This window comes from Pontibacter sp. H249, assembly GCF_037892465.1.
Lineage (GTDB): Bacteria > Bacteroidota > Bacteroidia > Cytophagales > Hymenobacteraceae > Pontibacter.
Map to the genome: position 1 here is coordinate 1 of NZ_JBBKTR010000027.1, position 15,151 is coordinate 15,151.

The 15,151-nt window shown below is 46.3% G+C and carries 12 protein-coding genes; 4 read left to right on the plus strand and 8 right to left on the minus strand.

Annotated elements, in window-relative coordinates; translation table 11 throughout:
- Positions 1-106 precede the first annotated feature (106 nt).
- From WG943_RS20980 to WG943_RS21005, 6 genes are read right to left on the minus strand one after another with little or no spacing between them, the layout of a single operon-like run.
- Positions 107-1,057 carry a 1-phosphofructokinase family hexose kinase gene (locus WG943_RS20980; RefSeq protein WP_340411979.1) on the minus strand — a complete coding sequence of 317 codons (951 nt, stop codon included), beginning with the start codon at positions 1,055-1,057 and terminating at the stop codon, positions 107-109.
- Positions 1,058-1,102: 45 nt separating this feature from the next.
- Positions 1,103-3,508, minus strand: a complete 2,406-nt coding sequence (locus WG943_RS20985) for a glycoside hydrolase family 65 protein (protein WP_340411980.1) — start codon at positions 3,506-3,508, stop codon at positions 1,103-1,105.
- The gene (gene otsB / locus WG943_RS20990; RefSeq protein ID WP_340411981.1) at positions 3,483-4,328 is read right to left on the minus strand and encodes a trehalose-phosphatase; all 846 of its coding nucleotides are present in this window, start codon (positions 4,326-4,328) and stop codon (positions 3,483-3,485) included. The genes WG943_RS20985 and otsB overlap by 26 nt, the downstream gene beginning before the upstream one ends.
- Complete coding sequence (locus tag WG943_RS20995) at positions 4,325-5,080, minus strand: beta-phosphoglucomutase family hydrolase (protein ID WP_340411982.1); 756 nt, start codon at positions 5,078-5,080, stop codon at positions 4,325-4,327. Before WG943_RS20995 ends, otsB begins: the two co-directional genes overlap by 4 nt.
- The gene (locus WG943_RS21000) at positions 5,081-7,864 is read right to left on the minus strand and encodes a cation-translocating P-type ATPase (protein ID WP_340411983.1); all 2,784 of its coding nucleotides are present in this window, start codon (positions 7,862-7,864) and stop codon (positions 5,081-5,083) included.
- Positions 7,865-7,923: 59 nt separating this feature from the next.
- Positions 7,924-8,109 (minus strand): hypothetical protein, encoded by a 186-nt coding sequence (locus WG943_RS21005; protein ID WP_340411985.1) that lies wholly within the window; start codon positions 8,107-8,109, stop codon positions 7,924-7,926.
- Between the two features lie 376 nt (positions 8,110-8,485).
- On the opposite strand from WG943_RS21005, the gene pgi reads away from it, so the two are divergent.
- On the plus strand, positions 8,486-10,144 hold the full coding sequence (pgi, locus tag WG943_RS21010) for a glucose-6-phosphate isomerase (protein ID WP_340411987.1): 1,659 nt from the start codon (positions 8,486-8,488) through the stop codon (positions 10,142-10,144).
- A 136-nt stretch (positions 10,145-10,280) separates the two neighbouring features.
- On the plus strand, positions 10,281-11,843 hold the full coding sequence (locus WG943_RS21015) for a hypothetical protein (protein WP_340411988.1): 1,563 nt from the start codon (positions 10,281-10,283) through the stop codon (positions 11,841-11,843).
- A 34-nt stretch (positions 11,844-11,877) separates the two neighbouring features.
- Here the strand turns inward: WG943_RS21015 and WG943_RS21020 are convergent, their stop codons facing one another.
- The gene (locus tag WG943_RS21020) at positions 11,878-12,789 is read right to left on the minus strand and encodes a DUF58 domain-containing protein (RefSeq protein WP_340411990.1); all 912 of its coding nucleotides are present in this window, start codon (positions 12,787-12,789) and stop codon (positions 11,878-11,880) included.
- A gap of 15 nt (positions 12,790-12,804) precedes the next feature.
- Positions 12,805-13,209, minus strand: a complete 405-nt coding sequence (locus tag WG943_RS21025) for a septal ring lytic transglycosylase RlpA family protein (protein WP_340411991.1) — start codon at positions 13,207-13,209, stop codon at positions 12,805-12,807.
- A 133-nt stretch (positions 13,210-13,342) separates the two neighbouring features.
- Here WG943_RS21025 and WG943_RS21030 point away from each other — a divergent pair, with 133 nt between their 5' ends.
- Both WG943_RS21030 and ychF read left to right on the plus strand, forming a co-directional pair.
- The gene (locus WG943_RS21030) at positions 13,343-13,678 is read left to right on the plus strand and encodes a DUF3276 family protein (protein ID WP_340411994.1); all 336 of its coding nucleotides are present in this window, start codon (positions 13,343-13,345) and stop codon (positions 13,676-13,678) included.
- Positions 13,679-14,000: 322 nt separating this feature from the next.
- Positions 14,001-15,098 (plus strand): redox-regulated ATPase YchF, encoded by a 1,098-nt coding sequence (gene ychF, locus WG943_RS21035; RefSeq protein ID WP_340411992.1) that lies wholly within the window; start codon positions 14,001-14,003, stop codon positions 15,096-15,098.
- Positions 15,099-15,151: the final 53 nt, after the last annotated feature.

Genomic DNA, 15,151 nt, shown 5'->3' on the forward strand with positions numbered 1-15,151 from the left:
TTTATACTTTGTAGCTAAAAGTATAGGTGGAGCTTTTGCTCCACCTATTTTTATTGTGCGCTATAGTTAAACTTGCGTCATGGGCAGTTAATCAGACATTAAACAATTAGACCTGCTTGTGCTCCTGCAGCCATTTGTATATCTCTTCTGTATCCTCTTTGCGGCAAAGTTCTGACCCGGCAGTCATGGTGGCGGCTGTTCCGGCTGCTACACCATAACGAACCACTTCTTCTAATGGGCAACCCTTTACCAAACTCATAACCATACCAGCCACCATGCTATCGCCGGCACCTACAGCGCTTTGCTGCTTTACCGTTGGTGGTACTACATAGCTTATTCCCGCTTCTTTAGAGGCCAACATGGCACCACGAGGCCCTAGCGATACTACCAGCACTTTACACTTACCTTCGTCGAGTACCTGTAGTGCTATCTCTTCCTGCTCCATAGCAGAGATCTGCTCCTTACCGGCTAGTGCGGCCAACTCCCCCAGGTTAGGCTTTAGTAAGTAAACTCCCTCTCCTGCTGCCTTAACCAATGCCTCTCCTGATGTATCAATAATCAGTTTGATACTCTTTCTATGAGCAATTTCAGCTAACTGTAGATAAAAATCATCGGGAACACCTGGAGGTAAACTGCCGCTGGCTACCACAAACTCCGGTGCTTTTTCCTGAGGTAGCTGCTCTAGCCTCTCCAGGCATTGCTTCCATTCATTCTCGTATGTTTCTGGGCCGGGCATGCCAAACCTAAATTGGTTGCCAGTAGTTGTTTCCATCACCATCAGGTTCTCACGGGTCCAGTTCTTTGTCTCTATACCCCACGAAGACACACCTTCTTCTTTTAAGAGTTTGCTCAGCATTTCACCAGCTGGACCACCAGAAAGAAACCAGGCGCAGGAGTCGCCACCCAACTTTTTTATAGCACGTGATACGTTGATGCCGCCGCCACCTGGTTCAAATACAGGCTCATCACAGCGCAGTTTCTTCTCCGGCAGCACGCGGCTTACTTTTGTACTTTTGTCTAAAGCAGGGTTAAGCGTTATGGTAATTACCTTATGCATTTGTTCTTTTTAAAGTATAACTTGTTTTTCGTTTTAAGAGAATTGCTAATTCTTTTTAATATCAAACTCCCGTTTTTCGCCAGTGGTAAAAGTATAAACTTTGCCAAGCACTCCAATTTTTACTTCTCTGGACCAACCTTTGTCGAATGTGATTGTCATTTTGTTGTGAGTAAGCTGCAGGGATAGCCAATGACTGCGGTAGCGCACCTGGAAGTTAAGGCAACCGATCTCATCTGGCAGCACCGGGTTAAACCACAGCACATCTTCGCGTATTTCAAGACCTGTAAAGCAACGCTGCACCAGGTCAACGGTGCCTGCCATCGCGCCAAGGTGTATTCCTTCCGGAGTCGTGCCTCCCTGTACATCCTCTACGTCACTCATCAGGGCAATTTTGAAGTTGGTCCAGGAGCGTTTGCGGTCAGAGCGGGCAAGCACCCAGGAGTGCACTATCTTACTTAGGGTGGAGCCATGGGAGGTTCTGCCTTCATAGTACGCAATATTCTCTTGTATACTTTCGGGTTTAAACGTATAACCCATCTGCTGAAAAACCTGTGTCAGTTCTTCTGTTGAGAACAGGTAAAACAGCATCAGCACATCCGCCTGTTTGCTGGCTTTGTAATTATTTACGTTATCATTCTTACTTTCCAGAATGCGATCCAGGCGCATCGCTTCGCCATACTTTACCCTGTACTCCTCCCACGGAAACTCCGGAAGTTTGTCGTAGCCTTCGAACTGTGCTATAATGTTGCTCTCGCCGATAAACGGCACATACATACGCTGACTAATGTGTTGCCAGCGCTCCACATCATCAGTTGTAATGGCACACTTATCTTTCAACTCGTTTACCCGGGAACTATCCAGCAGTTGCATTACCTGCAGGGCACATTGGATCACCCACACCGCCATCACATTGGTATAGGCATTGTTGTTTAGGCCGGGGCTTTCGGAGCCGGGGTAGCCTGTGTGATATTCGTCCGGGCCCACCACATTGCGTATTTCGTAACGCCCTTTTTCCTGACTAAGGATGGAGATGGTAGACCAGAACTGGGCTATTTCAAAAATAAGCTCTGCTCCGTAGTAAATTAGAAACTCCCGATCATGGGTAGCCTGGTAATAATGCCACACATTATAGGCAACTGCTGCGTTTATGTGCCGCTGCAGAAACGTATTGTCTGGTAACCAACGTCCGGATTTAGGATTGAGGTGGATAATCTGGCTCTCTTCGCGGCCATTGCTGCCGCTTTGCCACGGAAACATGGCACCTCGATAACCAGCCTCTATGGCGGCATAACGAGCCTCGGGTAAACGCCGGTAGCGGTACATGAGCAAGGCACGGGTAAGGTCTGGCAGGCGCAGGTTCAGGAACGGGAAGATAAAAAGCTCATCCCAAAAGATATGCCCCCGATAAGCCTCCCCATGCCAGCCCCTGGCGGGCACTCCAGCATCACGGCCTACAGAGTTCGACGAAACAGTCTGCAATAAATGGAATACGTGCAACCGCAGTATAGACTGTGCTTCTTCGTTACAGGTAAGTTCAAGGTCGCAGCGGTTCCAGATGCGTTGCCAGGCATGGCTGCTGGCTTCCAGTAAATGGTTAAAGTTTCCCAGCCGCTCTACGTTTTTGCAGGCCTCCGATAATGGCTCAGTAATGGCAAAATCGCGGGAAGTATAAAGCAACACTACCTTCTCTATAACGACAGTCTGATTCTGAGTACAGGTAATGGGAATGGTCTGCTCCACGTAATCCGGCTCAGCCATGCTTTGCCGAGGTAACTCCTGCCGTTTTCCCTCTAGGTGCACTGTGGTACGGGCCGCCTGCGCCATCCTAATTTTAGACTGCGTCGTCTGGGTAATCAGGTATAGCGTATCCTCATCGTATTGGTCAGCCTCGAGGGGCTGCAGGTGCCTGCTATCCAAGGAGCGGTATCTTGCCACGCCACTGTTAATCACCTTTCCATCGAGGGCTGTTTTTACTTCAATCTCACCAGACCAGTTTAAAGGAGTCAGCTCCCAAGCAAGTGCGGCCGCGTGAGGGTTTGCCATACTTACCAGGCGCCTGCTCAGGAGCAGAGTTTCACGGTTAGAGTCATCTTTAAACCGTACACGGCGGGTAAGCAGGCCCTGCTTCATGTCCAGCTCCTGGTTAAACTCCAGCACCTCCACCTTGTCCATTGTAAACCATTCGCCACCCGGATGCCTGAACGTAAGTGGCAGCCAATTGGGCCAGTTTACCAGGTCTTCGTTTTCTATATCCTCTCCGGATACTTTTGATACCAGCCTGTTGTAGCCACCAGCCAGGTAGGTGCCCGGGTAATTAACCACTTCGTCTGCCTTTGCTTCTTCAAAAGCGCCGCGTGTGGCAAAGTAGCCGTTGCCCAGTGTACAAAGCGCTTCACGTAAAGGCTGTGCTTTAGGATCCCAAGTATCATAGATTATCTTCCAGTTTTGCATCGGCCTGTTGTATAAGGTGGTCTGTCAGCTTTTGCAGGAATTTCTGTACTTCCTCCACATTTTCCAACCTGTACTCAGCTGCTGTTCTGTCGTCATGTTCACCTACCAGTATGCCTATGCCTTTCCCCTGTAATTCTGCAAACGCATCTTCATCGGTAATATCATCCCCAACATAAAGCGGTACAATACCGGGTTTATTCAGGTCCAGCTCGTCCATCAGCCAAAGTACTGCCTTGCCCTTGTGCCAGTCCAGGTTGGGCTTTAGTTCAATGATCTTTTTACCCAGGCCCTCCTTTAGCTGCGGATGCTCTTTTAAAACCTCTTCAGTTACCTGCTTCACTTCGTTTACTTGCTGCTCCGGCACATTACGGTAGTGTACGGCAATGGCGTAGCGTTTACGCTCTACCAAGGCGCCATCAATATGGTTAAGCTTTTGTTTCAGGATTTCAGCAGAACTGTCAAGTGCAGGCAAAGCTGCTTTGGCGCCGCCTGGCTCGGTATGCATTTCATCTGGCCCAGAAATATCGAACCCATGAGAGCCTGCAAAGTATAAATTCTCGAGCTGAACCAGTTTAGCTACATCGGCCCTGTCTCGACCACTTACAATAGCCACGCTACAAACCTGAGCTAAGTGCTGCAGCGTGTTACGCATACCATCGCTAAGTATGGCTTTGTTTGGATCCTTCACAATATGCGTGAGGCAGCCATCGTAGTCCAGGAAAACAGCTGGAGTTTTGCCACCCAGGAGCTCATGAATGTTTTGTAAGGCAGAAGGCAGTGTTTGAGGATCGTGTTTTACAGGACCTGCGTTGTTTTTCATGGTTCGTTTGTAGGAAATTTTTGCAGCACCACATCGGCACCGTGTTTTAAAAGTTCAGAGGCATCGTTGGTTCGATCAACGCCCACCACCAATGCAAAGGCACCTGCCTTTCCGGCTTCCACGCCTGCTATGGCATCTTCAAAAATGGCAGCCTCTGCAGGAGTCGTTTTAAGCTCGTTAGCAGCCTCTAGAAAAACGTCTGGTGCAGGCTTGCCTTTCAGGTTACGTTTGATGGCCTCCACCCCATCTACGCGTGCATCAAAAAGGTGTTCTAAATTGGCGGCGGCAAGTATGGCTTTGCAGTTCTTGCTAGCAGAGATTACGGCTGTTTTCAGTCCGTTTTTCCGCTGCTGCTTCACCCAGGCTATTGTATCTGCATAAACCTGCACCCCACCCTGCTGCACTAGCTCCTGAAAGTATACATTTTTCAGGTTACCAAGACCTGTCACTGTTTCTGTACCGGCTTCGTCTTCAGGTGTACCCTCAGGTAGCGTAATACCCCGTGATGCCAGAAAATTACGCACACCATTATAACGCGGAATGCCATCGATGTACTGCCGGTAATCAGTCTCTATGATTAGGGGAGTATAGGCTTTTCCCTCCCGTGTTCCTCGTTTAACAAGGTAATCATCAAACATTTTTTTCCAAGCCTTGGCATGCACTTTTGCTGTCTGGGTAATAACGCCATCCAGGTCAAAAATAAGCGTTTTGATGCTTTTTTCCGTGATAAGCTGGTTTATACTTTTCTGCATTTATACTTCATTTACTTTAGTGCTTTTATCGTTCCATTCTTCTGCTTCATCTCTGTCTGGTTGCTGCTTTCCAAATTTAAGTCGCTTATAAAGCTCTGCCACCCAAATAACCGATGATGACAAACCAAGAATAACGAGCAGGTCTGGGAAAGGCAGCTCATCAAAACGAAATACACCGCTCAGAAAAGGAGTATAAATAACCAGCAACTGCAACCCAAGCGAAACCACAAAGGCTATGTTTATATACTTGTTGCTTAAAGCGCCTATCGTGAACAAAGACCTGTCTATGGAGCGCATGTTAAACGTATTGAATACCTGAGTCATAGCTATTACGAGAAATACAGCTGTACGGGCTTTCTCCTGGCCCTGCGGCAGGTAATAAGAGAATACAGCCAGCGCCAGACTTAGCATAACCACACTCATCAGCAACAAGTATGGTACTACTGATTTATCCAGGATATTCGCATCGCGGTCTACAGGCTTTTGCTTCATTATCTCGCCGTGCCCGCGTTCAGCGGCCAATCCCAGTTCCATCACGCCGTCTGTTACCAAGTTAACCCAAAGTATTTGAGTAGCTGTAAGCGGAAAAGGCCAGCCAATGGCAATCGCTACAATAAATACCAGCACGAAGGCAAAGTTTGTAGTCAGCAGGAAAAAGCTGGTTTGGCGTACGTTTTGGAACACAATGCGCCCTTCCCGAATGGCCCGTACAATGGTAGCGAAGTTATCATCAGACAGCACAATCTGAGAAGCGTCTTTTGCCACATCAGTACCGCGTATGCCCATGGCAATTCCTACATCCGCTCGCTTCAGCGCCGGAGCATCATTTACACCGTCGCCTGTCATGGCAATCAGGTGGCCTTTGTCCTGAAGGTGCTCTGCTATACGAAGTTTGGTTGTAGGGCTAACACGGGTAAAAACCGACACATTCTCTACCAGTTCATCAAAGTGGCTTTCCTGTTCCTTCAGTTCATCTTCCTGCAACGCCTCCGGATAGCCGTTTGCTGCTGTTTCTCCTTCCAGTATACCTACCTCACGTGCAATGGCTGCGCCTGTTTTTTTGTGATCGCCGGTAAGCATCATTACCCGTATACCTGCAGACTTACAGGCACCTACTGCCTCGGGAACGCCGCCTCTAGGTGGGTCTACAATGCCCGTAATGCCTACCCATACCAGGTTATCCACCTGCTCTGCATTAATGGTATCTGTACCGCCTTCTGCCTCTTTGTAAGCCAGCGCCAGCACACGCATCGCTTGCCCAGCCCACTCCTCCATTTTATCCTGTATCTGCTGCCGTTGGTTTTCGGTTAATTCCTGCGGACCTTCCGTGGTTAGTATTTTAGCGCTCAACTTCAGTATTTTTTCAGGTGCGCCTACAGCCAGCAATTCTCTTTTTCCATCTGCCTCAACCAGGGTAGCCCTAAACTTCTGCTCAGAACTAAATGGCAGGTCATCTAGCTTATTTACCTCCTTCACAACGGCTGCGTTTGCTGCCTCGGCCTTTCTGGCAAGTACAAGTAAAGCGATTTCTGTTGGATCCCCGGTGGCTTTATCTTTTTCTTCGCCGTTGCTCTCTTCCTGTTGCTGCTCCGGGAGACGGGAATTATTGCATGCTGCCGCTATCATCAGCAGCTTTGTAAGTACAGGATTATCTGATATGCTAACAGTTTCATCTTGGTGTGTTATTTCACCGTCTATAGCATAGCCTGATCCGGATACTTCCAGTTCATTGCCATTTCCTAAGAAGATGCGTTTTACAGTAAGTATACTTTTGGTAAGCGTGCCTGTTTTATCAGTAAGTATAACAGAGATAGAACCCAGCATTTCGGTGGCTGTAAACTCCCTGATAATAGCATTTTGGTCTGCCATGCGCTTGGCCCCAATCGCCAGCACAATAGAAATAACGGCCGGCAACCCTTCCGGAATCGACGAAACTAGTGTAGCAACAGTAATCAGTAATACTTCCTCGAAAGCATAGTCCCTAACAAAATAGCCAAGCACAAAAACAATTACTGAAGTGGCTATCGCAAACATGGCCATTTGCTTTGCCAGCCGCTCCGTCTTTTTCCGGAAGTTAGTTGAAGTGGACTTTATGTCGCTTAGGGATTGGGATATCTTGCCCAACTCCGTATTGGGTCCTGTGCCGCTTACCACAGCCGTAGCCGTACCTCGTGCAACGTGAGTGCCTTTAAAGAGCATGTTCAGGCGATCGCCAAGGTTACTTTTCTCTGGCAGGGGCTCTGTTTTCTTTTCGATGGGTAATGATTCGCCGGTAAGTGAGGCCTCTACGGTTTGCAGGTTTTTACCGGTAACCAGCCTGGCATCGGCAGGTATACTATCGCCTTCTTCAAGCTTGATGATGTCGCCGGGTACCAGCTGCTTCGCTTCAATGGTTTTAGCTTTGCCATTGCGCAACACCGTAGTCTCCTGCTTAATCATACTTTTAAGAGCAAGTATGGCCTTTTCGGCCCGGTACTCTTGCAGGAAACCAAGTATGGCATTAAACAAAATAACGCCAAGTATAACGTATACGTCTACCCTCTGATTGGCATACCAGGCCACACCAGCCGCCAGAAATAATATTAGTATCAGAAAGTCTTTGAACTGCTTCAGAAAAAGCAGCACTGCATTAACGCCTTCTTTGCCGGTCAGCTCGTTTGGCCCAATTTTACTTAATCGCTCCTTTGCCTCTTCTTCTGATAATCCTTCTTTTGTTGTCTGCAGCTTTTCGAGTGCCTCCTCAACAGGAATACTGTGGTAGGGGTACTTTTGATCTATTGCCATACTTTTTAAGCTGGTTTTAGCAGACAGTTTATACTTTTAATTAGAGGCTGTAATAACTTTTAGGGAATACCTGCAGTTCGTTCGTGCGGAGGAATTTCGGGGCCTTGCTCTGGCCTAGTGGAGGAGGTGTTTCCACCTGTTATATAACCTGTCGGTCCTGGTGGGGTGCGCTTGCCATCGTCTTCCCTAAGTATACCTTTTTTGCCTTCTTTCTTTTCTGTTTTATCCCTTTTATCGTCTTTCATAAACTAGAATATTATACAGTGAGTCACTTCGCTTCCAGTGCCTCACGTACCTTAAATAAATAATTGTTAAGCCTATATGCTTTTACGGTAATTGAGGCGCTACCGGATACAAACGTCAAGTATAATCGGCATCTGTCTTTAACACTTGCAACACTTCAAAGAATACCTCTGGATACACCAACAATACCTGCTGTGCTCAAGACAGTCCTAACACATGCGTAAATATTAAATTTCTTGCATATACTTATTTAATGCCGTTAATTTGATGCAATGCGTGGAATTTAAATACATGCCTAGCAATTTTCACGCAACCAAAAATGCAGAAAATGAGTAGTTGTGCCCGGACAACAGAACTCACTCACATACCCAGTATACTATGCTCAAAAACTACTCACCTACCCGTACACAGGCCTGGAAAAAACTTGAGGACCACTACAATTCTCTACAGCCGCAGCACCTGCGCGACTTATTTAACCAGGACCCAAAACGCTTCGAAAAATTGTCGCTGCATTTCGGGGACATGCTGTTTGACCTATCCAAGAACCGTGTGACAGAAGAAACACTGGACTTGCTGGTAGAACTGGCTAAAGAAGTGGATTTACCAGCTGCTATTGAAAATATGTATGGCGGGGAGAAGATCAATGTTACCGAGAACCGCGCTGTCCTGCACACGGCACTCCGCAGTTTTTCGGGTGAGGCTTTGCGAGTAGATGGTGAGGATGCGACAGCAGAGGTACAGGACGTGCTGCAGCAGATGCGTAACTTCTGCGATAAGCTGCACAGCGGCGACTGGAAAGGCTACAGTGGTAAACGCATCAGCAGTGTAGTTAACATCGGAATTGGCGGCTCACACCTGGGCCCACAAATGATAGTAGAGGCGCTGAAAAGCTACAAGAAAGAAAATCTGCAGGTATACTTCATTTCAAATGTAGATGGTACCGATGCAGCCGAAGTGCTGAAGCAACTAGATCCGGAGACTACCCTTTTCATTATTGCTTCTAAAACCTTCACAACCAAAGAAACCATTGCCAACGCCGAAACTGCACGGGAATGGTTTCTGAAAATTGCCTCCGACAGAGAGCACATCAAGAAACATTTTGTAGCGCTATCAACTAACACGAAGGCGGTAGCAGCATTTGGTATTGCTCCTGAAAATACCTTCCGCTTCTGGGATTGGGTGGGTGGCCGTTTCTCGTTATGGTCGGCTATTGGTTTGTCTATTGCCTGTGCGATCGGGTATGATAAATTTGAGGAATTGCTGCGCGGCGCAGAGGCCATGGACAAACATTTTCGTAAAACCGAATTACGCAAAAACATACCTGTGTTAATGGCCTTGCTAAGCATCTGGTACACGAATTTTTTCGGTTGCCAGACACATGCCGTATTGCCTTACGACCAGTACCTGCGCCTACTGCCGGAGTTCCTACAGCAGCTGTTGATGGAGAGTAACGGCAAAACCGCTACCCGCGACGGCAGCAAGATAGATTACCAGACACAGCCTGTTATTTGGGGCGCTGCCGGCACCAACAGCCAACACTCTTTTTTCCAACTCATACACCAGGGTACTTTCCTGATTCCTTGCGATTTTATCGCGCCTGTAAACAGCAACAACCCTATTGGCCAGCACCACACCATGCTATTGTCTAACTTCTTTGCTCAGACAGAAGCCCTAATGAAAGGTAAAACTGCCGAAGAAGTGCGCGCTGAACTGGAAGCTAAAGGCAGCATGAGCCAACAGGAAATAGAAGACCTGATTCCACATAAAGTATTCGAAGGCAACAGACCATCTACGTCTATCATGTTCCACCAGCTCAACCCTTATACTTTGGGTGCATTGTTAGCTATGTATGAGCACAAAACATTTGTGCAGGGCATTATCTGGAATATCTATAGCTTTGACCAGTGGGGTGTGGAGTTAGGCAAACAACTGGCCGGTAAAATAGAAGAAGAGCTTTTAGACGCATCTGTAAAAAGCAACCACGACAGCTCCACCACCGGACTTATGGCTTACTACCGTGAGCACAGCAAAAAATAAGTAAAGCTAAAAAGTATAAAGTTTCTTCCGTAAACTCCGTATGACGGAGAAAGTATAGAAGCAAATTATACTTTTTAATTACTTAACTATTTTCTCTGTGCAGATCATGCTTCATCGGTTGGTAATAATGCTGCTTATGGCTTTAAGCCTTAGCAGTTGTGCCGACGATAACTTTTTCCAGAAAGACGCCCTTGCCACCCCAGAAGAAATTCAAAGCTTACCTCCTGCCGGAAAGGACAGCGTGTGGGTAGTTCCGGGCAGACACTACAACCGCAATGGTTTTCACCGCTTTTTCTGGGGCAGCCACAACCGCGATATATGGTCTACTCCGGTTAAACTTCCTGTATTTGATTTAGCCGCTGCCCATGGTGGTTTAGAAGTTGCAAAGCGTGGCGGAGGGTTTCAATCTACCAGCTTCGAACTAACCGATAGCACTGGCCGAGTTTATGCCCTGCGATCTATTGATAAGGACCCAATAAGTGTGGTTAGTAAATTCTGGCAAAAGACGTTTGTTGGCAATGTGCTGCGCGACCAAACCTCAGCTGCAAATCCTTATGGGGCCTTAGTAGTTCCTGTGCTTGCAGAGGCCATAGGTGTGCCGCATTCCAGCCCTAAGTTATACTACATTAGCGCCGCAGATACCAGTTTTGGTGAATACAATGACCTTGTGCAGGGAAAGGTTTTTATGCTGGAGCATAAGTTTGAAACAGAGGCCGACCTAACGCCATACTTTGCCCATGCAGTTAACTTCGAAGAATCTGAAGACGCCCTCCGGAAGAGGTTTACAAGCAACCACTACCATTTCGACCAAAAGGCATTTGCACGTGCCAGGCTGTTTGATCTTTTGATAGGCGACTGGGACCGGCACAAAGGGCAGTGGGACTGGGCTGTAAAACCACAGCAGCAGGACACTGTATTTATGCCCATACCCAAAGACCGTGACCAGGTGTTTTTTAACATGAAAGATGGTCTGATCCCAACCATAGCCACCAGCAAAATAATGGCCCGTAAATTTCATGCTTTTGACGATGACTTTAGTGATGTAAAAGCCTATATGATTAACGCTAGGTTTATTGATGAAAGGCTATTAAATGAACTAACCGAAGAAGATTGGCAGAAGATAGCACAACAAATGCAACAGTCTTTAACTGATAAAGTAATTGAACAGGCTGTGCGCCAACTGCCTGCCACAGTCTATACTTTAAAGGGAGAAGAGATTATCTATAACCTGAAAAGCAGACGCAATTTGTTGCCTAAGGCAGCCGCTAAAATGCACCGCATACTAGCAGAAAAAGTAACCATTGCCGGATCAGATGGAGTAGAAAAATTTGAGGTAAAACGCTTAGACAATAACCGCACAGAGGTTACTGTAATTAGACCCGCTACAGAAAATCAACCAGCCAGGCAATTATACAACCGCACCTTCCACCGTAAGCAAACAGATCAAATTATACTTCATGGATTGGCCGGAGATGACACTTTTATACTTTCAGGAAATGTAAAGGATGGCATACCTATAAAAATATTCGGAGGACTCGGAGCAGACGAAATAACTGATAACTCAGTTGTGCAGGGATGGAAAAAGTATACCGAAATTTACGACACAGAAAGAGGCAACGAAATAGAATTAGGTACTGAAGCTAAAGACAAAACCACCCGCGATGTACGTGTTCATGCTTTTGACAGGGAGGGTAACTAAAGCCACTTATATGGCAGTTAGTAACTAATAAGCACTACTTTACCTTCGCGCGTTTGATTAGATAAGAATACAGCACTTTATCGAATGGCTCACTGATATCCACCGGAACAAAATCGATTTTATACTGTCCGCACTTTAGGGCAAGATCTTTTTTATAACTTTCTACAGCAGTTCGGTAGTGGTCGCGCACCTGCGATGGCTGCAGCTTTAGCTCCTGCCCTGTTTCAGAATCCACGAAAATGTAAGGCCGTTCTGCAAACTCAAATTCTTCCTCTGTTTTACGGTCCATCACATGGAAAATAAGTACCTCGTGCTTCTGGTGCTTCAGGTGCTGCAGTGCGGCAAAAATAGCCTCAGTGTCGTCCAGTTTACTTAGCATATCGCTAAAGATAATCACCAGCGAGCGCTTTGGTATCTGCTGCGCAATCTGGTGCACTACCTCCGAGACGTTGGTATCTTTGGCAACCGGTGTTTGCTCCAGTTGCTTTTGCAAAAGTATAAGCAATGTATGCAAGTGCGAAGCAGTAGAGCGAACAGGCGTTTGCAGTTCAATCTTATCAGAGAATGTAACGAGGCCTATGGCATCACGCTGCCTGCGCAAAAGTGTGGCTAGTGCAGCTGCGCAAAGTACCGAGAATGTAAGTTTGCCATTGCTATCAGTGGGGTAATACATCGAAGGCGATACATCCAGCAGAACATGGCAGCGCAGGTTAGTTTCTTCTTCGTAGCGCTTTACAAAAAGCTTATCGGTACGGGCAAAAACCTTCCAGTCTATGTGGCGTGTGCTTTCGCCACTGTTGTAAAGGCGGTGCTCCGAAAACTCGACAGAAAAACCGTGGTAAGGGGATTGGTGAAGCCCTGTGATAAAGCCCTCAACCAGTTGCTTCGCCAGAAATTCCATGTTCTCGAATTTCTGTATATCGGCTAGTTTTAAGGGCTTTTTCATAGAAGCAAGTGCTTGTTAGTTTTGGCTTTTGCCTGCTTCTGAAACGGCTAAAGGTGCTTCTTGTTGCTTTTCTTCTTCTACTTCTTTCACCTTAACAGTAGTAATGCCGTCGCGGATAAGGTCTATCTCTTCGGCTGCTGCTCTTGAAAGATCAATAATAACCTGACGATGTCTGGGTTTTCTGTCGTTGATCTTTACAACTACTGATTTGCCGTTTTTAACATTTGTGACCTGCACCAGCGTGTTGAAAGGCAGAGTTGCGTGTGCAGCGGTTAATTGTTTTTTGTCGTATTTATCGCCGCTGGCAGTGCGTTGCCCATGCATGCGATCAGCATAATAAGTTGCTTTGCCTTCTGCTATGTAGGATGAACTTGAAAAGAACGAGAGCAGAAGTACCAGTATAATTGAACAGATATTCATAATATACTATAGTTGGTCCGGTGGCAAATATAAGATTTAATATTAAAGAAAATTACATTCCAAAATTTTTATATATCAAAAGTATATGTTACTTTTAGATTCACAAAAGTTGAATTTAACGTTATTTAAGACGGTGGAAGAGAACAACGAAAAAGCTGAGATTTATTCCCAAAGGGTAAGAGCCGGGAAGAGAACGTACTTCTTTGATGTGAAGTCAACTCGTTCAAACGATTTCTATGTGACTATTACAGAGAGCAAGAGAAAGTTTAAAGACGAGACATTCTCTTACGAGAAACACAAGATTTTCCTTTACAAGGAAGACTTTGTGAAGTTCATGGAGGCGCTACAGGGAACCATTGATCACGTTAAATCAGAGTTGTTAACCGAAGAAGCACTTGCTGCACTTGAGGCTCCTGTTTCTGAGGAAAATGAGCCTGCTGCTTACGATGGTGAACTGAAGTGGGAATAACCCCCTCGCTGTTTTTGTAAAAACTATACTTCGAGATATTTAAAGCTCATGGCATCACCATGGGCTTTTTTTGTTTCTACAGTGCTTAAAATACCTTACTAATTAAAGTAACTTGTTAGGCGGTGATGTTGCCGCTGCTGCTTCTGGATTTGCTGATTGAAACCATCTGCTGCAAAAAACCCACTCAGACTTTACAGGGCTGGGTGTAATCAACCGGTTACAAATCAACAGTTTTAAGATTAAACCATTAAACAATTTAACCTGCAGTATAACTCCCTAAAAAATCTTATCTTTGCACCCTGAAATTATTAACTAAGAATACATGGGACTAAGATGCGGTATTGTGGGACTTCCTAACGTGGGTAAGTCTACGCTGTTTAACGCTATTTCTAACGCCAAGGCAGAATCTGCCAACTATCCTTTCTGCACCATAGAGCCAAACGTGGGTGTGATTACCGTACCCGACGAGCGCCTGCAGATACTAGAGGAGCTGGTGCACCCGGAGCGTGTGCTGCCAACTGTAATTGAGTTCGTAGACATTGCCGGCCTTGTAAAAGGTGCCAGCAAAGGCGAAGGTCTTGGTAACAAGTTCCTGGCAAACATTCGTGAGGTAGATGCTATTATTCACGTAGTGCGTTGCTTCGAAGATGAAAACATCGTTCACGTGGATGGTAAAGTAGATCCTATTGCTGATAAAGAGATCATCGATACAGAACTGCAGCTGAAAGACCTGGAGTCTATTGAGAAAAAGATCCTGAAAGTTGCACGTTCTGCTAAATCCGGTGACGCCAAGGCTAAAAAAGAATTGGCCAGCCTGGAAAAGTATAAAACCCACCTGGAGTCTGGACAGAATGCCCGTAGCTTGGATGTTAATGAGGATGACCTGGAAGCTGTGGAGGACCTGAAGCTGCTTACCGCAAAGCCGGTAATTTATGCTGCCAACGTTGATGAGAACTCTATGAACGATGGCAATAAGTACTCTCAGACTTTAGCAGAACACGTAAAGAACGAGAATGCGCAGGTTGTGTTGATCTCTGCCTCTATCGAAGCGCAGATCGCTGAGCTAACAGACCTGGAAGAAAAAGAAATGTTCCTGGCTGAGTACGGCCTGAAAGAGTCTGGCTTGAATAAGCTGATCAAGGCATCTTACAGCCTGCTTAACCTGATCACATATTTTACAGCTGGTGTAAAAGAGGTACGCGCCTGGACAATCGGTAAAGGCTGGAAAGCTCCTGCTGCTGCTGGCGTAATTCACACAGACTTTGAGAAAGGCTTTATTCGTGCTGAGGTAATTAAACTAAAAGATTACCAGGAGTACAAAACAGAAGCTAAGATAAAAGAAGCCGGTAAAATGGCTGTTGAGGGTAAAGAGTACGTGGTGCAGGATGGTGATATTATGCACTTCCGCTTTAACGTGTAAGTATACTAAAGTATAAAAGCAAAAGGGGCAGATGAAAATCTGCCCCTTTTGCT